Here is a 20,419-nt window from a genome sequence, read left to right on the forward strand (position 1 = left end):
ATGATTACAGCAGTAGAAATTGACGAACTGTATTATGCAGAACCGATTAAAACGGTTACTACTCCAGCTGCCGGATTAACAGGCGCAGAAGTAGCCACCATCTTGAAAAACGCAGCAACGAAGCGGGTCAAGAATGTGCATGGTGACACGTATCAATACGAAGAAGCAGAGGCAAGTGTAACTCGTTACAAAAACGCTTTGACTGGTGAGTACTACCGGGAAACGTCTGAACCGGGTGAGGTGAAAATCAACTTCACCATTGGTGAGTATGATTATGCTACAAAGGCTGATTTACAAGGTGGTAAAGCCACAGAAAAGAATTGGGAAAGAGGCAAGTATAAGCCTATTCATAAATGTGTGATTGGTAAAACCAAAGACGGAGTTTATGTTGTGTTTCCGAAAGCGGCTATCAATGCCCGTGGCTCTAATACCGATAAGGCTGTCGGATTGGCTGTTTCGGCCGTTCCCCTTTCCACAGGTGTAGATGGATTGGCTTCCGAAAAGTGGTTTGACGAATCGGAAGTTGTAGTGCCGGAAGGTTGATAATTTTTCAGTAAAAGGATTGTTTTCAGATGGCGGTGGGTGGTTGCTCACCGCCTTTTTAATTTAATGTTATGAATAATCAAGCAGCAAAAACGGTTTCTGATGCCCTATTAGGGCTGGATTTTAAAAATGTAGGGATAGGTGGAATCGTTTATACCATCAAACCGCCTACAATTAAAGTTATCTGTCGTGCCATTCATCATTTTTCCAATATCGCCCTGCGAGGAGATAATATCATGGAGGCTATTAAAGAGCTTCCTAAAGCTACTGAAGATATGCTGAAAGGTATTTCATGCTTCATCTGCGGGAATGATAGTTTGGTCAAAGAATTGGAGAACGGCACTTTTGAAGAAGTCAAAGATGCCTTGGAAGTCTGTTTCTCTATGATGGATATTTCGGCTTTTCAGTGTGTCAGCTCGATGAGGAACGTGTCGATGCTGGCAGCAAGACCGAAACAGTAGGAAACGCAACGTTCTTCGGGCAGATAGCCCATTTGATTGACACGCTTCATCTGAGTTATACAGAAGTGTTTGAGGTTATCCCTTATCGGAATTTGCTGATGATGCAACGGGATAAATTACACGCAGTATATGGTGGTCAAAAAGTGAATAGAATCAGTGGTAAGGAATTGGCTAATCGTAGGAAAAAGAAATAGATATGGCGAAATTATATTTTAAGGTAGGTAGTGACTGGGAAGAAGTTGTAAGACTTCGTAATGAAATTGCAAAATTAAAGCAGGAGTTAATGAGCATGGATGGCACGCAGTCTCCTGCTGCTTTCAAGGCTTTAAATGTTCAACTTGCTGCATCTAATCAAAGGTTGGATGAGTTGGTAACTAATGCCGCTAAAGCTGGAGCAGAGATGGAAACGGGATTCAAAAAAGTGTTGTTACCGTTAATGAAGGTGTAGGAGTCTCATTCAAGAAGACACTTGCTGCTATTGGTGGAATCGCAATGTTGAAACAAGTTGCTTCAAATGTAGTATCAACAGCTGGAATGTTTCAAAAGTATGAATCTGTATTAACTAATGCTCTGAATGGTAGTTCCGAAAAAGCAAAAGCATATCTATCTGACATAAATAGCTTTGCCGCAAAAACAAACTTCCAACTTGATGAACTGACGGATGATTTTATAAAATTCGTCAATCGTGGTATCACTCCTTCGATGGATGCCATGAAAAAAATGGGAGATTTTACCAATACAGTAGCAAAACCTTTCGACCAGCTAACAGAGGCGATACTTGATATAAATAATCCAGAGCGTTGGAAAGAGTTCGGTGTTCGTGTTCAAACAGAAGGGAATAAAGTTAAGCTTTCGTTCCGTGATATGACAGTTGAATGTGACCGAACAGTTGAATCTGTAATGAAAGCCGTTGAACAATTTGGCTCAATGAAAGGCGTTGAAGGCTCTACGGAAGCTATTGCAAAGACTATTGAGGGACAAATGTCAAACTTTGAAGATACAATAACTACTGCTTTGGCTGAGATAGGACTTGCTAATCAAAATTTGATTTCAGGAAGTATATCTGTTGCTGATACTGTAGTTAAGAACTACGAAGTTATAGGGCAAAGTGTATTGGCTCTCGTTTCAATATATGGTGTTTATAGAACTGGGCTATTGGTGAACTCCATTGTTGAGCAAGGATTTACAAAGGCTATATGGGGAAAGGTTGCAGCAACCAAAGCTGCTACTGTTGCTCAAGCTACATATAACAAAGTTCTCGCAATGAATCCTTATGTATTAGCTGGAACTGCCATAGTTTCTCTTGGGATTGCTATGTGGACATTGGCAGATAATACATCCATTGCTGAAAAGGCACAAGAGCGTTTCAACAAGAAACAAGAAGAGTCGGCAAAACAAGAGAAAGAACGTAAACAAAAAATAGAGGGTCTTATTCAAAGCTCTCGTGATATTGCTTTGGCTGATTTGCAACGTGGGCAAAGTTTGGCAGAATTACGCAAGGAATACCCGAAGATATTCTCCCAGTACGACATAGAGAGCATCAAGTTAGCGGATATTCTTGAACTTAAAAGGCAGATTGCCGAGGAAGATTCAAAACGAGCCGGAGAAAGAGTTGCAAAAGATTTTGAAGCAGCTAATAAAGCGGTTTCTGATTATGAAAACACACTTTCCGCAAAACAAATTAATGGTGGGAAACTAACCCAGCAGGAAATTAGCAAACTAAAGGAACTTCGTTTTTACAGAGACGAATTTCTTGTTGAGAGAGGAAAGGGTATATCAGAGCAATTCATATCAAGCTTGAAAGATGTTGATATTAGCAAGTTTGACGAATATATTTCTGAACTTGAAAAACGAATCAAAGGAAAAGATGGGAATGGAAAAGTAAAGATGAAACTTCCAATTGACGTGGAAGGTTCTTTGTCTGATGAAGCAATTTATGAGGTAAAAGACATTAAAAATCTTATAGATACGGCTAAATCAACAAAACAAACCCGTATTGAAACCGAAAAGAATAAGACTACTTACCAACAAGACCTTGCAGCAGCTAAAGCCGATTGGGAAAAGGCAAAGAAAGGTTATGAAGTATTACTTAAAGACCAAGAAGCTACATCGGAGCAGGTGAAAGATGCCAAAGGCAAGATGGAAGCTGCCGAAAAGAAATATAAAGACTTAGGAGGAATTACTGGAAGCTCGTTGACTAAGCAGGAAAATCAAGCCAAGAAAGAAGCCGCCAAGCAACTCAAACAGCAAGAACTGCTTGCCGAACAACTCCTTTCCATTCGTCGGAAAAACCAGCAGGATGAAATCAACCTCATGGAGGATGGTACTGAAAAGAAGCTGGCTCAGATTGACTTGGACTATCGAAAAGAACTGGATGCTATTAAAAAACAGCGCAAGGATTGGGAAACGGAGCAAGGTGGAAAACTGACAGATAAACAAGAGGAGAAACTTGGCACATGGGCTTCTAATGCCGCTAAAAAAAGAGAAAGCGATATTGATTCAACAAGTAAAGCCAAACTTGAAGCCGACAAAAAAGCATGGCAGGAGTATTTCATTGAGTTCGGCAACTACCAGGAAAAGCGCAAAAATCTTATTCAGAAGTACAATGACGAGATAGCCAAACTGCAAACCGACAGCCCGGAGTACGCTTCCAAGGTAGCCCAAAAGAACAAGGCTCTTGAACAGCTTGATGAACAGTTCGGTCACTCCACAAAGGCGATGGCAGACCTCTTTGAAGATGCCAGCAATAAGTCCGTTTCCGCTATTCAGTCCATCATTGACAAATACGAAACCCTTGTCAAGTACATGTCCGGTACTGATAAAGACATTTCTATTGCTGATTTGAAAGGAATGGGCTTTACCGATAAAGACATTGAAGGGATAGAAAAAGGGGAAATATCCATCAAGGATGTTACAGACGCAATCAAAGGGTTAAAGGATGAACTTAAAGGCAAATCACCGTGGCAGGCTTTCGTCTCTGACTTGGAGAAAGGGATAGAAGCCATAAAAAAGGGTGGCAACGATTCCAAGAAAATCGGTCAAGGAATCACCGATATAGGAAATACTGTGACGTCTTTTGCCCCTGCATTGAATGAGTTTGGCTCAAGTATCGCCGACATATTCGGATTTGACGACAGTAAGATAACAAGTGCCATTGATGCGCTTGGCGGCTTAGGACAAACGGCATCCGGGGTCGGGCAAATCATGTCGGGTGATATTGTCGGAGGCGCAATGAGTGCGGTTTCTGGAATTTCCTCTGTAGTGTCCGCATTGGACGGGATGTTCGGTGCCGATTATTCCCACTATAACGAGATGGTTGAGGAGTACACCAGGCTCAATGAGATATGGGATGAACTGATAGACAAGAAGCAGGAATACATCAGCATTTCCTACGGCATGGAGGCAGACAAGGTAGGAGAAGAGGCGCTTGGCCTTGTTGAAAAGCAGATTGAGGCATATCGCCTGCTGGGAAAAGAGCGCCTTAATTCCGGTGCATCTGCAGGTTCCCATTCCATTGGCAAGCGGATGGCAAAGAACACCTCGTCAAGCGACTGGCAGGACATTGCCGACGCACTCGACATGTCAGTCAATGCCGCCAAAGAGTTTATCGGGACCGGAAGAATGACCGGACTGTTTGACCTCACTGTTGAGCAATTGGAGAAACTTAAATCCGAAGCTCCTGCCTTCTGGGCGAAGATGGACGGTGACGTGCAAGAATATTTGAACGGCATTATAGATGGAGAGGAAAGGATTGAGGATATTCAGAACCAGATTAGTGAACAACTGACACAGACAACGTTCGATAGCGTTTTCGACAGTTTTGTGGATACCCTCATGGATATGGGCAGTTCCGCGAAAGACTTTTCTGACAGTTTCAGCGGATATATGCAGCGTGCCGTGCTTACCACAATGGTAGGCAACAAATTTACCGAGGACCTTCAAACGTGGTACGATGCCTTTGCCCAGGCCAATAAAGACCAAGGAGGCATTACGAAGGAGGAGATGGAGGCTCTTCGGAAGCAGTATGACGCAATTGCCGGTTCCGCACTTGCCGAACGTGACAAGCTTGCGGAAATTTTCGGATGGACCAAAGAGGATACCGACAGTAGCACGGATAACTATGAGGATTTCATCGGTAGTATGCAGAGTTCTCTTACTTCCCTTGATGTGACGGCCAAGGATGTTTCTGATAATATCTATGATTACTTCCGTCAGGCAATGATTAACGCTCTGTATGAAAAGGAGTACAAGAGCAAGATGGAAGAGTTGTACAAGACCTTTGAGGGGCTTTCCAAAGACGGATTGTCCGAGAGTGACATGGCACAACTCGGCTCTCAGATTGACCAATACATTGAGCAGATGATGAAGGGCGTAGAGGACGTTAATAGTTTGTTTGCTGACAAGCTGAAGAACGCCGAAGACTTGCAGTCGTTTGTTGATAGCGTCAAGTCTGCCATGTCCTCTGTCGAAGCCACTGCCGAGGATGTGACAGACAACATCTTTGAGTACATCCGTCAGCAGATGGTTGATAAGATGTTCACTGATAGCTTCCAACCGCAGATAGAGGAGTTATACAAGAAGGTTCAGGAAGCCATGTCTGACGGTGACATAACCGGCGCTGAAAAGGATGCGTTAAGAAACGAAGCGGAGAAGTTGGCTAACGACATTACGGCCGCTAAGGATATTCTGAGTGATACTCTTGGCATTACTGAGAGCAACCTAAAGAAAGAACTTGAGGAGGAATTCAAATCATTCTCCGATGGGATATTAAGTTCCTTGTATGATACGGAAGTTACTGCTGAGACTGTTGCCAAGAATATCTCCGATTCCATGCGGAAAGAGCTTATTGAGGCAATGTACCTTGAACAGTACGAACCGCGTATCAAGGCCATCTGGGAAAAATGGAAGGAATACTCAGAGGATGGACTTGTAACCGATGAAGAGCGTACAAACATCAAGAATGACATTGACGGGTTGAGCAAGGAGGTCGCCGATGCTGCCGGGGAAATCAGTGACGCGTGGAAAGACTCTGGAGAGGAGGTAAGGAAAGCGTTCAACTCTTTCTCCGACAGTATCAAGAGTGTGCTCTATGACGCAGAAGCTACCGCCGAGGACATAGCCGACAATATCTATCAATATATGCGCAATGCCTTGGTGGATTCCATGTTTACTGCCCAGCTCCAGCCTCAGATTCAGGCCTGGTATGACAAATATAAATAAACTCGCTCACATACGGATGGATTTCGCAGGAATAATGCAAACTATTGGAATAAAAGGGAGATATGTAGGTTTTACCTATATTCGTCCATTATATGGTTTTGCCCCGTTTTGGAGGAGTTAGGAAAATAAATTGCTACTTATCCGTTGCCTGTTCAAGGTCGAAAACAATATTGGAAAAAGGTCTATGCACTGCCACTGACATCACCGTAAAGAACGCTGTTTCACTCATATTTTGCGAGTACAAAGTTAATGCTTTTTTCGCTAAAGGGAAAAAATACGGGTTCTGAATGTTACGCATGGAGCTTCTTTCCATATTCCGCTATATTCGTCATGCCGTTCATTTGCTCGATATCCGGTAATTTTGCAAACAAAGTAAAAGGTTATGGAACAAGCGAATGTAAAGGTGTCGTTCTACCTCAAAAAGAGCGAGGCGGATGCCGATGGTATGTGTCCTGTAATGGCAAGGCTGAACATCGGCAAGTATTCTGAAGCGGCTTTCAGCCTGAAACTCCGTGTGCCGCAGGCAATATGGAGTTCGGGGCGTGCTTCAGGCAAAAGTGTGAAGGCGAAGGAAATCAACAATCGGCTGGATGAAATCCGTGCGATGGCATTGGGAATCTATGCTGAACTGTCGGTTGTTCGTGACAGTGTGACTGCGGATGATGTCAAAAGTCTGCTGTTGGGTATGGCTGGTGAACAGACAACGTTATTGAGCTACTTCCGCACGTTTATTGAGAACTTCGCGAAGCGCGTGGGTGTAAACCGGACCGAAGGCAGTTTGAGAAGCTATCGGAACGCCTACAACCATGTGGAAAGGTTCATGCGGGAAAAGTACAACTTGTCGGATATCCCGTTTTCGGCATTGACCCTCTCCTTCATACAGGATTACGATTCGCACCTTCGGACAGATTGTCGCCTCTCTCCGGGAACGATTATCAACCTGACCGTGCAGTTGAAAATCATCGTTGGTGAAGCCGTAGCGGACGGCATCATCACCACCTACCCGTTTACCGGCTATGAACCCGTGCGCCCGAAACAGAAACGGAGGTATCTCACATCCGAGGAACTGCAACGGCTTATGACCATGCCTCTTCACAGACCGAACCTTTATCTCACACGGGATTTGTTCCTCTTCTCATGCTACACCGGCATCCCGTACAGTGATATGCGGCTTCTGTCGAAAGAGCATCTGTCACTTGCCGATGACGGCACATGGTGGATCAGAAGCTCGCGCCGGAAAACCGGAGTCGAGTTTGAAATCCCCCTGCTGGACCTGCCGTTACATATCATGGAGAAATACAGGGACACAGCGCCGGACGGGAAACTGCTACCCATGTATTCCAACAGCACGATGAACCTTAACTTAAAACGTATCGCAAAACTCTGTGACATAGACTGTCCGCTGGTTTTTCATGCCGGCCGCCATACCTATGCGACCGAAATCACGCTCGGACATGGGGTTCCGCTTGAAACGGTCAGCAAGATGTTGGGACACGCCCGGATTGAGACGACCCAAATCTATGCCAAAGTGACTGACGACAAGATAAATGCCGACACCCGTGTGCTGAACGAGAGGATAGCGGAACGCTTCTCCGTGGTTATTTGACAAACGACTAAAACGCAATAAGATGAAAAAGAAAAGTGAACATGCAGACAAAACCATCAGACATCGCAGTACATTCGCGATACTGTTTTATATCAACCGCACCAAAATGCGCAAGGACGGAACCTGTCAATTATTGTGCAAGGTAAGCATTGATGCCGAATGGGAACAGATTGGCACGAAGGTATCCGTCAATCCCGACATCTGGAATCCGGAAAAAGGCCTTGCCAACGGACGCAGTGCGAATGCGGTGACAGTGAACCGTGCCATAGACGAATTGACGGAGGAGATTACCGGACATTACAACCGGATTAAGAACAGCCTGGGATTCATCACGGCGGAACTGGTGAAGAACGCCGTAATGGGTGTCGGGCTGAAACCGCTTACCCTGCTGGCTCTCTTCCGGGAACATAACGAAGATTTCAGAAGACGTGTTGGGCTGGACCGCATCAAGGAAACGCTTGATTCTTACTTGAGATCGTACAAGCACCTTTCCGCTTTCATCAAGGATAAGAAAGGCGTGGAAGATGTCACGCTACGTAGCCTTGACAAGAATTTCTATGATGATTTTGAACTGTTCCTTTGCAAGGACTGCCACATGATGCCCAAGACCGTGCATGAGCATCTGTACCGCCTGAAAAAGATGACCAAACTGGCAGTCAGCCAGGGAACGCTCCGCCGTGACCCGTACTGCCGTCTCCACCCTGCGTTGCCACGACGGAAGAGCCGCCACATGAAGCTGGAAGACCTCAAGAAACTTATGGAGACTCCCGTGGAGAAACCTCAACTGCAATTCGTGAGGGACATGTTCCTGTTTTCGACCTTTACCGGACTGGCTTACGCGGACTTGAAAAGGTTGAAGACAAGTGACATCACACAGTCCGAAGACGGCGCATGGTGGATTCACATACGCCGTCAAAAGACAGACACGCTTTCATCCGTCCGCCTGTTGGATATTCCCTTACGAATCATTGAAAAATACCGGAACCAGCGACAAGGGGATAATGTGTTCAATGTTTACCGCCGCGGCTATTTTATCCTGCTGACGCGGGAACTGGGAAAGGTGTACGGTTTCGATTTGACCTTCCACCAGGCCCGGCATAATTTCGGAACCCATGTCACACTCTCACTCGGAGTCCCGATAGAGACGGTTAGCCGCATGATGGGACACATGTCGATTTCTACAACGCAACTTTACGCGCAGGTGACGGACAAGAAAGTGGACGAGGACATGAAGGCTTTGAAAGCAAGCGGTTTCAGCAGCACGACTGAACTTTGCGAGGAGGATTTCACCGCTCGGAAAGGCAGAAAAAGGCCCCCCCGCGCTATCTGAAAATCAAGAACGGAGAAACGCATGTCCCTATGAACGGGCCGTTTCTCCGTTTTGTCATGTCACACCCACCGCATATCTTCCTTGCACCGCTTGTAGGAATCTTCCAATATTTTAAGGATGTCCGATTCCTTGTAGAGAGCCTTGCCCTGTACCAGATAGTAAGGGACAACACCAAGTGTGCGGTATTCCTGCAATGTCCGTCTGCTGACCCTCAGAATTTTGGATAGTTCCTCGTCCGTCAGGAAACGTTCGCCGTGGAATACGGATTTAGGGGTGTCCTCCATCGCTGCGATTAACCGCTCCATATTGTCAAGTCCCTGAAACAGGACATCGACACGCGGGTCTTTCCGTTCTAAAAAATGATAGCTCATAGTTCTCGTTTTAAGTGGTAGTAATTCGATTCCAATAGTTTGTGTACGTCTTCGGTTTTGAAGAAAATCTTGTGCTTGATGCGTGAGTAAGGCAGGATACCCTTGTCACGGTACACCTGAAGCGTCTTTTTGGATATGCGCAATATCTCGCACACCTCCTGGTTGTCAAGCCACTTTTTTAAGCCGAGGTCTTCCACCGGACGGCACATACCCATTACCTTTTCCTCCAGTTTGCCGAAACGTACCCGAAGTTCATCGAACGTCTGTTTGTCGATACATACTATTTCCATACCAGTCATTTTTTGAGTTGAACATCCATCCGATTTTTCAGTTTTGGGGGCAACACCTTCCCTTTTTGGTTGAGGAACGCTTCCACTTCGGAGGCCTTGTAGTAAGTCCGTCCGTCAATCATGTAATAGGTGACATACTTCTTCTGGCGGTAACGTGCCAGCGTGCGTTTGGTGATACCGAGCAATTGGCAAAGGTCATAGTTATCCAGAAGTGTGTCGCCTTCCAGACACTCTTTCAACTTGTTCATCCGCTCCAGGGTACGGTCGATCCTATCAAACCGTTCCATGATTTGCATGAGCATTATTTGGACACTTTCGCTGTTTATCTGTAGCATAATGCATTCTGTCTTTAGTGTAAATAATAGTTTTGCTTACACCTTGTCGCGCAACAGGTTATACTACATATAGGGCTAATGGCGTACCAATGACCATGTATTTCACTGAATGGCATTGGCATTCCATTGAAATACAGCGGAATAAAAATTTTTAGTATGAAAAGTGGAGATGAAAATGTTCTTGCAAAATGCAAGTTTTTTCGCAAAATGCAAGTTACATCTTGCAAGATTTGCGGTAGATCAGACGGCAGATGCCGTTGGAAAAAGAGGTGGTTTTATGCAGTTCCCAATGTTGTGGTCGGAATGTATTCAACACGGGAATCCCTTGTCCGGCAGAAAACGGCAGCTGGTAAACCACAAGTTCATCAACAAGATCATAGAGGAAAAGCCCGCGAAGCAGCTCCACCGATTCCGGTTCTATGATTTCAGCAAGGTAAATGAATGAATCGTCCCTGTTGTCTTTCTCGCAAAGCAAATCAAGGATGGAATGGGGCAATATAAGGGCCGAGCAGCGTTCACGCCAAAAGGGGAAACCCCGCCTGTCGTTTCTTACCCAGGACACAAGTGCTCCGGCCGGTTCCGGAAGGAAACCGTCCAATGTTATTGCCGTCACAACTTGAATCCTTGCCATAGCTTTAATTCTTTTTCAACCGGAAACTGTAAAAAAGAAGCGTGCAATCCACGCTATTTCTAATGGAGGCTCTGGAATGCCCTTAACAGGAATAGGTGAATGCACGCTATGCCAAGGCATAGCATAAGCAATCACGCAATAGTTCCTGTTAATGTTCATTTTCCAGATTCCCATTAGGACGCTTGCGGTCTTATGTCTATATATAAACGGCAACTGCCCATTAGACAGCACGCCGCATTTTTCGCTATTTAAATGCAAAAGTACACATATTCAGTGACATTTGCACTATTTTTAGTCGTCAAATTCATTTCAGCCCGTATTTCTTCATCTTCCTGTACAGTGTTGCCGGGTTGATGTTCAGCATTCCAGCCGCTTGTTCCCGGTGACCGTTGCAGGCTTTGAGAGCCCTGATAATGCTTTCTTTCTCAAATGCTTCACCTTTCAGAGGCAGGATTGCAAGTGTGTCTGTTTCTTCATTTCTACATACACAGACAGTTATTTCCAATCCATCCACGTCAAGCATCGGAGACTCAGAGACCAGTACGGCACGCTTGACACGGTTTCGGAGTTCACGCACGTTGCCCGGCCACCGGTAGGCAAGCATCCTCTGTTTGGTCTCTTCGGTAAATCCTTGCGTAGTCCTTTTCAGTTCTTTCGAGAAACGTTCACGGAAAAACTCCGCCAACGGAATGATATCTTCCGGGCATTCCTCCAGGGAGGGCTGCCGGATCTCAAACTCGTTCAGACGATGGTAAAGGTCTTCCCTGAACCGTCCCTCCTTGATGGCCTGTTCCATATTCTCGTTTGTCGCGGAAATGACCCTGACATCCGAAATCCGTTCCCTGCCGCTTCCTATCGGGGTATATACATTCTCCTGCAATACTCGTAACAGCATGGATTGGATTTCATGCGGCATCGTGCCTATCTCGTCAAGGAACAGTGTGCCGCCTTTCGCCAGGTCAAAATATCCGGTCTTTGCCGTGTCCGCCCCGGTGAACGCGCCTTTCTCATGCCCGAAGAACAGCGAGGCTGCCAGCTCACGGGGTAACGCGCCGCAGTTTACGGCGACAAAAGGCTTGCCGTATCGTTCGCTATTGTCATGGATGGTCTGCGCCACCGACTCCTTGCCGGTCCCGTTGGCCCCGAGTATCATCACGGACATATCGGACGGGGCGACCAGTCTGGCGAATTTCTCCACTTTCAGGATCATGGGACTTATACGGCGGAACAACTGCCGTTCCTGCTTTCTCACGGTGGCTACCGGGTGGAACACATCTTCCGCCAGTTCCAACAGATGTTCCCGGTGTACCGGTTTGGGCAGGTAGTCCCTGGCTCCCAGTTTGATGGTACGCACAACGTCCGGGACGGAAACGAATTCGGTCGTTATGATGAACGGGATGTCTTTCTTCTCCTTGCGCAACCATTCCAACAGGGAAATGCCGTCGCCTTCCGGCAACCGCACGTCCGACAATATAAGGTCGAACTGCGTTTTGCGTATCAACGAGCGGGCTATCGGCTCGCTCATGGCTGTCACAGCGTCATAACCGGCCCGGGAAAGCCAGTCTTTCTGTATTTGCGACAGCCCCACGTTGTCTTCAACTATCAGTATCTTCCGTTTCATTTGTCAGTCTTTTTATCTCGGCTTCCGCCGCCTTGATGAGCATGGCGGTGCTGTCTATTATCTGCCGGGTATATTCTTTTAACTCTTTGTCGCTTGTTTTACTGTCTTTCAACAAAGCACGGTAAGCCAGCAGGGGCTCTTCCATCCGTAGGAACTCCCACATCGGTTGCATACGGTGGGTGATTTCACGCAACTTATGCCTGTCGCCGTTTTTCATGGCGGCATCAAGTTCTTCTCGGTCTTTCTCTGATTGGGATATAAGAGAAAGCAGTGCCTTGTGCTTGTCATTGACCTCTGAAAGGACCAAACTGAAATCAACCTCCGGTTTTTTCTCCCGCCTGTCTGTCTTCATCCTCGAAAGCAGGCCGAGCAGTTCCGAGGATGAAAACGGTTTATAGATGTAGTCCGTAAATCCGGCATGGAGAAAAGCTTCCTTGTCCCTGTCTCCGCGTGCGGTCATGGCTACAATAGGGATGGTACGGGAGTTTCCGATGTTCGAGTTGCGCAATAGGGTTAATAAATCAATACCGTTGGTACCCGGCATTTGAATGTCGGAAAGCAGCAGGTCATAATCCTTGCCCCGCATCGCCTTGACCACGTCCTTGGAGGTTACGCAGGTAGTACAATTCATCCCGTTACGCTCCAGCATTTCCTTTATCACATTCAACAGCATCGTGTCGTCATCAATGACAAGTACATTCCGAGGCAAATGTGCCGGATGTGGAATTATCAAGTTCTCGCTCTCTACCGTTTCATCCGTGGTTTTCAATGGAAGTGTAACACGGAACGTGCTACCCTGGTCAATGCCGCTCGTCACGTCTATTGTCCCGCCAAGCAGGTTGACAAGACCTTTTGTTATCGGCAGGCCCAATCCGAAACCCTCCGCGTTTCTGACGGAACCCAATCGTTCAAACGGGCGGAAGATACGTAAAAGCGCATCTTCACTCATGCCAATGCCGGTATCCTTGATTTCCAACACCAACTCCCCTTTGTTATAACGAGCATTCAAGCTGATTGTGCCGGTTTCTGTAAATTTGACGGCATTGCTAAGCAGGTTGTCCAGAATCTGTTCGATACGGTCCACGTCACCGCAAAGCTTGACATCGGTACCGGTAAAATCGTGATTGAATAGGATGCCTTTGTTATTGATTACGTGGGAGAAGCCGAAGGCAATGCGTTCCAACAGGGCATTCAGGTTGAACGGCACATCGTTGCGGGTTTCCTTGGCCTCGTTCAGGCGGTACACGTCCAGCAGGTTGTTAAGCAGGTGTACAACGTGCCGGCACACGATCCTGATGTTGTTCAGGTGCGTGTTCCTGCGTTTCTTTTCACGGGTATCCACGGCAAGTTCCGCACTGCCGCTGATTACGTTCAGAGGGGCGCGGATGTCATGAGAGATTGTCAGGATGATATTCTTCCGCATTTCTAACAGCGCGATGTTCTGCTCTATCGTTTCTTCCAGATGCTTCCTGTTTTTTGCCTTGACCTTAATATCCCGTTGTATGACAAGATACGAAATGAACAACAGGATGATTGAGAATATAATCAAGCCGGTAATGACCAAAGTCGAATGTTCGTAGGAAGCTTTCAGACGCTCTTCCTTGCTCCTGAAGGCGTTCCATGTCTGCTCATCCAGACTTGTAATAAGTAAACGCAATTTCCGGTTGAGTTCCCTATTGCACAACCGCAGGCTGTCCGTATAAGTTTCTATGTCCCGTTTCCGTTTATTCAACAACGAGATCAGTTCCTTATCCGGTGCGGTTTGCCTGGTTGTAACAACCGGCATCTGTACGGTTTCCTTGCCACCGAAGAATCCGGCGATACCTTTCTTCTTTCGGGTAACGGTCCGGGTGGTTGTCTGTGTCGTTACAGTCGGTTTTTGATGAAATAGAAGGCTATCCGTTTTCTTTTGTTCTCGGGTCGCTTCCATTATTTGAAACAGATGGTCTTCTTTAGCTGCTAACAATGTACGAAGAGAATCTATCTGTTCGGGTTGTATGAAATCCTTACATTGTGTACGTAATGTTTGCAGCATGGAATCAGTCCGTACACGTCGTTCCCGGTAAGCCCCAGAATCCTCATCATTCCATACCATGACGGATTCACCATAAGTTACTAACGTGGTCACATAGCGGTGTGTGGTATTGATATTGTGCTGGGTTTGAAAAATAGCGATTGATTCATTCTCTATTTTCTGTACACGACTACGCTCGTGCAGAACAATAGCGACCATGCTGCCAATGATCGCCATTAAAAGAAAGTATCCTATAAATATTTTATGCTGCAAAAGTATTTTCATTGGCTTGATATTTTACAATCCAAATATTGCTTTCGTACAATATCTACATGCGGCAGAATCACGAAAAATATCCAAGATGAATAACACTAATAATAATTTCAAATTTTTCTATTTATTGCAGTTACATTCCTCCTCCCAACACATGATAAAGTTTGATTACACTTTGTATGCGTTCAAAACGAGTTTGTAGCTGTTGCACTTCCGCTTCGAGAAGAGACTGTTGGGCGGTCAACACTTCCAGATAGGTGGCATTGGAATGACGCATAAGCGATTCTGTCTTTCGCACAGCATCGCATAATGTTTCAACCTGTCGAGCATTGATTTCAATTTGCGATTTTGCCGTCTGCCATGCAGTCAGAGCATCGTTCACTTCTTTTCCAGCGTTCAGCAATGATTGCCGGAACAACAGTTTGGCTTCTTCCTGACGGCTTTTGGCTATCTTCAAGTTGGCGATGTTTGTGCCCCGGTTGAATAAGGGCTGTGTCAGGGAACCGATGGCATTGAGCAACCATTGTCCGGGATTTACGATTACGCCACCGCCGTTATTAGTCCATCCAAGAGTCCCCGAGAGGGTAATATTGGGATAGAAGGCGGCACGAGCCGCATTGGTGGCGTAGAACGCCTGCGCCAGTTCCATTTCAGCCTGACGCACGTCGGGACGGTTGGAAAGCAGTTGCAAAGGGACTCCAATCGAGACAGTATCGGGGAAAGCAGCCTCGGCCAGATTACTTCGTCCAATCGAGTGTGACGGCATGGCAAGTATCGCAGACAGGGCATTTTCTGTTTCGGAAATACTCTTGCGTATGGATAACAGGGATGCTTCGAGTCGCATCACGTTCGCCTTTGCCTGCAATACGCCGGCTTCGTTTGATTTCCCCACTTTTTTCAACGCTTCAAGAGTACGTACGGTAGTCCGCCAGTTCTCCAAAGTCCGGTTACTTATTGCCATTTGTGCGTCAAGCATGGCAAGGGTGTAGTAACTGTCTGCAATAGTGGCGACAAGCTGTGTCTGTACGGCCTGCCGGTAGGCACGGCTTCCTTGTAACGCGGCGGCTGCACCACGCTTTGCCGCCGTAAGTTTGCCGAAGATGTCCAGTTCCCAGCTTGCCGACGCTCCCACATTATATGTCTTTGCCGTTGCTCCGTCATGTTTATTGGCATTACCTTCGGCAGTCAGTCCCAGTGATGGAAGATATGATAGTCTGGCAGTCATCAGGACGGCTTCTGTCGCTTCCACGCGTAACCGTGCCACATTGAGGTCTGTGTTCCGTTCAAGTCCGGTTTCAATCAAGGACTGGAGTTTCGGGTCGGTAAACATTTCCCGCCACGACAGGGACGCGATGGTCGTTGTATCAATGTCCGCCGGTACGTCCCGATACAGATTCTCCGTTGAGAGGTCAGGACGATGATACCGGCTGTATGTGCCACAACCGGCAAACATCCATCCCGACAATATGATATATATTACTGTCTTCTTCATTTAATTATGCTTAACACGTTCTTGAATATATTGGAATACAATAAACAATGACGGCACAAGGAACAACAGAGCCAAAGTACCGACAATCATTCCACCGATTACACCTGTGGCAAGCGAACGGCTGCCGTTGGCACCCACTCCGTGCGCCATCATCAGCGGGACAAGACCGAACACCATGGACAGCACAGTCATCAATATAGGGCGCAGGCGGACTTTTGCCGCACTGTATGCTGCCTGTGCCAGCGTCATGCCTTCCGACCGCCGCTTGCCGGCGTATTCGGTAAGCAGGATGGCGGTCTTGGCAAGCAGGCCGATAATCATGATTAATCCGGTCTGCATGTAGATGTTGTTCTCCAGACCGAAGAGCCACGCAAACAGGAAACTGCCCATTAGTCCGCAAGGCACCGACAACAGAACCGCGAAGGGTATGAACACGCTCTCATACAAGGCGCACAGAATCAGATAGACCAGAACCATGCAGAGCAGGAATATAAGCGTGGCATTGTTGGTCGTCTTGCTTTCCTCACGCGAAATGCCGCCAAACTCGTATGTGTAATTTGACGGAAGCACTTCACGTGCCGTCTCGCCGATGGCTTCGAGCACCTGCCCTGAACTGTAACCCTGCGCCGGCGACCCGCTAATCGAGATGGCGTTGAACAGGTTGAAACGGGTGAGGTCTGACGGGCCGTTGGTCTTGGTCAGGCGCACGAACCGGCTCAAAGGCGACATGCCGCCATCGGAGGCGCGCACATACATGTGGTGCAGGGATTCCGCATTCACACGATATTCCGCCGGAGCCTGCATGGTCACATGGTAGAGCTTGGAGAACCGGTTAAAGTCGGAAACATATTGTCCGGTATAATAGCCCGACAATGTGGAAAGCACATCTGCGGGCGACACACCCGACTGCTCACATTTGGCGGCATCGATATCCACCCAGTATTGCGGATAGTCCGTGGCAAAGGAGGAATAGACTTCGCCGATTTCGGGTCGTTGCGACAAGGCTTCGACAAACTTGTCCGCCTCTTCCTTGAAAGCGGCGATGTTTCCGCCCGCCTTGTCCTGCAAATAAAGCTCGAAACCGTTTCCCATGCCGTACCCGGCAATCATCGGAGGCGACATGGCGAACACCGTGGCATCGGGAATATCTGAAGTGGCGGCATAAATCTTTCCGATGACATCATTCACCGACTGCCCCTCTCCCTTACGATCCTCCCAGTCTTTGAGTGTCACGAAATACATCGCCTGCGAGGGACCGGAACCGCTGAAAGAGAAACCGGCTACCGCACCGCTGTATTCAATCTCGCCGATGCTGTCGAGACGGCTGTTGATACGCTCCATCACCTTACTTGTCTGAGCCATGGATGTGCCGGGCTTCGTGTTCATGCTCACCATGACCGTCCCGGTGTCCTCTTCGGGAATAAGTCCCGTCTTTGTGACATTGACCAGCAGCACCAGCAACCCGAAAGAAATGCCTATGATGCTCCACAACAGCCATCGGCGATGGATAATGAACATCACTCCACGTACATAGCGTCGGCTCAGACTGTCGAAGACGGCATTGAACGCTTTACGGAAACGGGCTGCAAAATTGTTCTTAGTGTTGCCCTGCTCATCGATATAGGGTTTCAGCAGCAGCGCGCAAAGTGCCGGTGAGAGTGTGAAGGCATTGACTGCCGAGATTCCCACGGCAACAGCCATCGTGATACCGAACTGCGTGTAGAACGCTCCCGAAGTCCCGCCCATCATGGCTACGGGGAAAAACACTGCCATAAAGATTATGGTAGAGGTCAGGATAGCCGACGAAACGCCTTTCATGGCATCATCAGCCGCGAGAACTGCTGATTGATAGCCCTCATCGAACTTCGCCTGCACCGCTTCCACCACCACAATGGCATCATCGACCACGGTTCCGATGGCAAGCACAAGCGCGAACAGGGTGAGCAGGTTGATGGAGAATCCAATCATGGACATCACGGCAAATGTGCCGATGATGGAAACGAAGATGGATATGGTAGGGATAAGCGTTGACTTGATGTCCTGCAAGAACACATACACCACCACGATGACCAGAAGTATCGCTTCCAATAAGGTGCGGAGGACAGAGTGGATGGAGGCATACAGGAACTTGTTGGTATCGGTAAGCACCACGAATTCCGTCCCTTCGGGCAAGTCCCGGCTAAGGTCGTCAAGCACTTCGTGAATCTCCTTGATGGTGCTTGATGCATTGGACCCAGCTTTCTGGTTGATGAGCATCATAGCTGCCGGATGCCCGTTCACCTCGGAGGAATAGTTGTAGTATTCATCGCCCAGTTCCACATCGGCAACCTCTTTCAACCGAAGCACATTGCCGCCCGGCAGTGACTTGACGACCAGCTCACCGAACTCTTCCGCTCCGGACAAGCGTCCGCGGTATTTCATCGTGTATTCATTGGCGGTAGGATGATTGGCACCGAAGGAGCCGGTGGCGGCCTCGATGTTCTGTCGTGCAAGTACGGCAGAGATGTCATCGGGGATAAGCCCGTATTGCGCCATCTTGTCGGGACGCAGCCAAAGTCGCATGCTGTAGTTGGAACCGAACAACTGTGCCTTTCCCACGCCGCTGATACGTTTCAGCCTCGGCTCGACATTGATTTTCACGTAATTGTTCAGGAAGGTCTGGTCGAAGCGGTCATCGGGCGAATAGAGCGCGAAAGTCATCAGTTCGGCATTCTGCTGCTTTTCAGTGGTGACACCGGTCTTGGTGGCTTCCGCCGGAAGTTGGCTCAGTGCGCCGTTCACGCGGTTCTGCACGTTTACCGCCGCCATGTCCGCGTTGGTTCCCTGTTTGAAATAGATGTTGATGGAAGCATCTCCCGTATTCGATGCCGTGGAAGTCATATAGGTCATGTCTTCCACTCCGTTGATGGCTTCTTCCAGAGGGGTTATCACTGCCTTCTGCACGGTTTCAGCGTTTGCTCCCGGATAAGTTGCGAATACGTTGATGGTCGGAGGTGCGATGTCGGGGTATTGTTCCACCGGCAAGGAAAACATGGAAATCATGCCCAACAGTACAATCACCACCGAGATAACGCCCGAAAACACCGGGCGGTCTATAAAAAATCGCAGGTTCATTTCGTTTCGTTTTTAGGGGTTATGCTCATGCCTTCTCTCACCAGTCCCACGCCTTCGGCGACAATGGTGTCACCGACCGAAAGACCTTCTTTTACGATAAACCGGTTGCCGTCGTTCAGGCGGTCCACCGTGAGATAGGCGGCTTCCGCCTGTCCGTTTTTCAGACGGTAAGCGATAATCTTGTCCTGCAGTTCCACGGTGGCGGTCATGGGAATGGTTACGGCCTCCGTTTTCGGGTTTTGAAGGATGACATTGCCGATGCTGCCACTCAACAGTTCGCGGTCGGGATTGGGGAACAGGGCTTTGATTTGTACCGTTCCGGTAACAGGATCCACCACGCCGCTTACGGTTTCAATACGTCCTTTCGCCTTGTACAGGCTGCCGTCGTTGAGTTGCAGGCCCACTTCCGGCGTCCCGGCTATCATGCTGTCAATCGAGCCATAGCGAGCCGAATATCGCCGTAGCATATTCTCCGAAATGGAGAAATAGGCATACATCTCCGCATTGTCGGACACGACCGTGAAAGGCTGTGCCATATTGGGACCGACAAGCGCACCGATGCGATAGGGCAATGTGCCTACTACTCCGTTGCTCGGGCTTTTGATTTCCGTATAGGAGAGATTGTTGCGTGCATCCGATTCTTGTGCCTTTGCCTGTTCGAGTTCAGCACACGCCACTGCCAGTTGGTTCCGGGCGAGAGAAAGCTCGTAGTCGGATATGACCTTCTCGTCAAACAATGCCTGCTTGCCCCGCAGCTCGATTCTTGCCGTTTCCACTTTTGCCTGTGCCGCGCTGACATTGGCCTGCGCCGTGCGTAATGCCGCCCGATAGGGCACTTGGTCAATTACAGCCAATACTTGACCGGTCTTCACCCGTTCACCCTCTTTCACTTTCAGACGGATAATGCGCCCGGATATTTGCGGCAGGATGTCCACATCCTGCCGTCCGCGTATGGCGGCGGAATAGGACTCGGAGATTTCCACCGGACTTGCCGCGACCTTTATGACCCGATAACTCTGCACCGCATCCTGCTTGCCGTCCGCCTGCCTGCATCCGGTCGGCAGGAACAGCATGAGAGCAAATGCGGCGAAATTCGTGATAATGAATTGCTTGTTCAT

At 48.0% G+C, this 20,419-nt stretch carries 15 protein-coding genes; 6 read left to right on the plus strand and 9 right to left on the minus strand.

The window, feature by feature from the left end:
- The 6 genes from HU824_RS08455 to HU824_RS08480 all read left to right on the plus strand — a co-directional run bounded on the left by HU824_RS08455 (position 1) and on the right by HU824_RS08480 (position 9,160).
- Positions 1-543 (plus strand): hypothetical protein, encoded by a 543-nt coding sequence (locus HU824_RS08455; RefSeq protein ID WP_005837065.1) that lies wholly within the window; start codon positions 1-3, stop codon positions 541-543.
- Between the two features lie 71 nt (positions 544-614).
- Positions 615-1,004 carry a hypothetical protein gene (locus tag HU824_RS08460; RefSeq protein ID WP_005837066.1) on the plus strand — a complete coding sequence of 130 codons (390 nt, stop codon included), beginning with the start codon at positions 615-617 and terminating at the stop codon, positions 1,002-1,004.
- 196 nt (positions 1,005-1,200) lie between these two features.
- Positions 1,201-1,452 (plus strand): hypothetical protein, encoded by a 252-nt coding sequence (locus HU824_RS08465; protein WP_176468610.1) that lies wholly within the window; start codon positions 1,201-1,203, stop codon positions 1,450-1,452.
- 86 nt (positions 1,453-1,538) lie between these two features.
- Entirely contained in the window at positions 1,539-6,224 is a 4,686-nt protein-coding gene (locus HU824_RS08470; RefSeq protein ID WP_176468611.1) for a hypothetical protein, read from the plus strand.
- Between the two features lie 382 nt (positions 6,225-6,606).
- Entirely contained in the window at positions 6,607-7,830 is a 1,224-nt protein-coding gene (locus HU824_RS08475) for a site-specific integrase (protein ID WP_008766703.1), read from the plus strand.
- A gap of 22 nt (positions 7,831-7,852) precedes the next feature.
- Positions 7,853-9,160 carry a site-specific integrase gene (locus HU824_RS08480; RefSeq protein WP_008766702.1) on the plus strand — a complete coding sequence of 436 codons (1,308 nt, stop codon included), beginning with the start codon at positions 7,853-7,855 and terminating at the stop codon, positions 9,158-9,160.
- 59 nt (positions 9,161-9,219) lie between these two features.
- On the opposite strand, the gene HU824_RS08485 is transcribed toward HU824_RS08480, so the two are convergent.
- The 9 genes from HU824_RS08485 to HU824_RS08525 all read right to left on the minus strand — a co-directional run bounded on the left by HU824_RS08485 (position 9,220) and on the right by HU824_RS08525 (position 20,419).
- Positions 9,220-9,531 carry a helix-turn-helix domain-containing protein gene (locus tag HU824_RS08485; protein ID WP_008766701.1) on the minus strand — a complete coding sequence of 104 codons (312 nt, stop codon included), beginning with the start codon at positions 9,529-9,531 and terminating at the stop codon, positions 9,220-9,222.
- Positions 9,528-9,821, minus strand: coding sequence for a helix-turn-helix domain-containing protein (locus HU824_RS08490; protein ID WP_008766700.1), 294 nt, complete (start codon positions 9,819-9,821; stop codon positions 9,528-9,530). Before HU824_RS08490 ends, HU824_RS08485 begins: the two co-directional genes overlap by 4 nt.
- Positions 9,822-9,826: 5 nt before the next feature.
- Positions 9,827-10,156, minus strand: a complete 330-nt coding sequence (locus HU824_RS08495; protein WP_008766699.1) for a helix-turn-helix domain-containing protein — start codon at positions 10,154-10,156, stop codon at positions 9,827-9,829.
- 214 nt (positions 10,157-10,370) lie between these two features.
- Positions 10,371-10,787, minus strand: a complete 417-nt coding sequence (locus tag HU824_RS08500; protein ID WP_008766698.1) for a hypothetical protein — start codon at positions 10,785-10,787, stop codon at positions 10,371-10,373.
- Between the two features lie 304 nt (positions 10,788-11,091).
- Entirely contained in the window at positions 11,092-12,408 is a 1,317-nt protein-coding gene (locus HU824_RS08505) for a sigma-54 dependent transcriptional regulator (protein WP_008766697.1), read from the minus strand.
- Complete coding sequence (locus tag HU824_RS08510) at positions 12,383-14,707, minus strand: ATP-binding protein (protein WP_008766696.1); 2,325 nt, start codon at positions 14,705-14,707, stop codon at positions 12,383-12,385. The genes HU824_RS08505 and HU824_RS08510 overlap by 26 nt, the downstream gene beginning before the upstream one ends.
- 121 nt (positions 14,708-14,828) lie before the next feature.
- Positions 14,829-16,187, minus strand: a complete 1,359-nt coding sequence (locus HU824_RS08515) for an efflux transporter outer membrane subunit (RefSeq protein WP_005809240.1) — start codon at positions 16,185-16,187, stop codon at positions 14,829-14,831.
- Complete coding sequence (locus HU824_RS08520; protein WP_122350854.1) at positions 16,188-19,301, minus strand: efflux RND transporter permease subunit; 3,114 nt, start codon at positions 19,299-19,301, stop codon at positions 16,188-16,190.
- Entirely contained in the window at positions 19,298-20,419 is a 1,122-nt protein-coding gene (locus HU824_RS08525; protein WP_005809248.1) for an efflux RND transporter periplasmic adaptor subunit, read from the minus strand. Before HU824_RS08525 ends, HU824_RS08520 begins: the two co-directional genes overlap by 4 nt.

Source organism: Bacteroides sp. L10-4, assembly GCF_013373675.1.
In the GTDB taxonomy this organism is placed as follows: Bacteria; Bacteroidota; Bacteroidia; order Bacteroidales; family Bacteroidaceae; genus Bacteroides; species Bacteroides muris.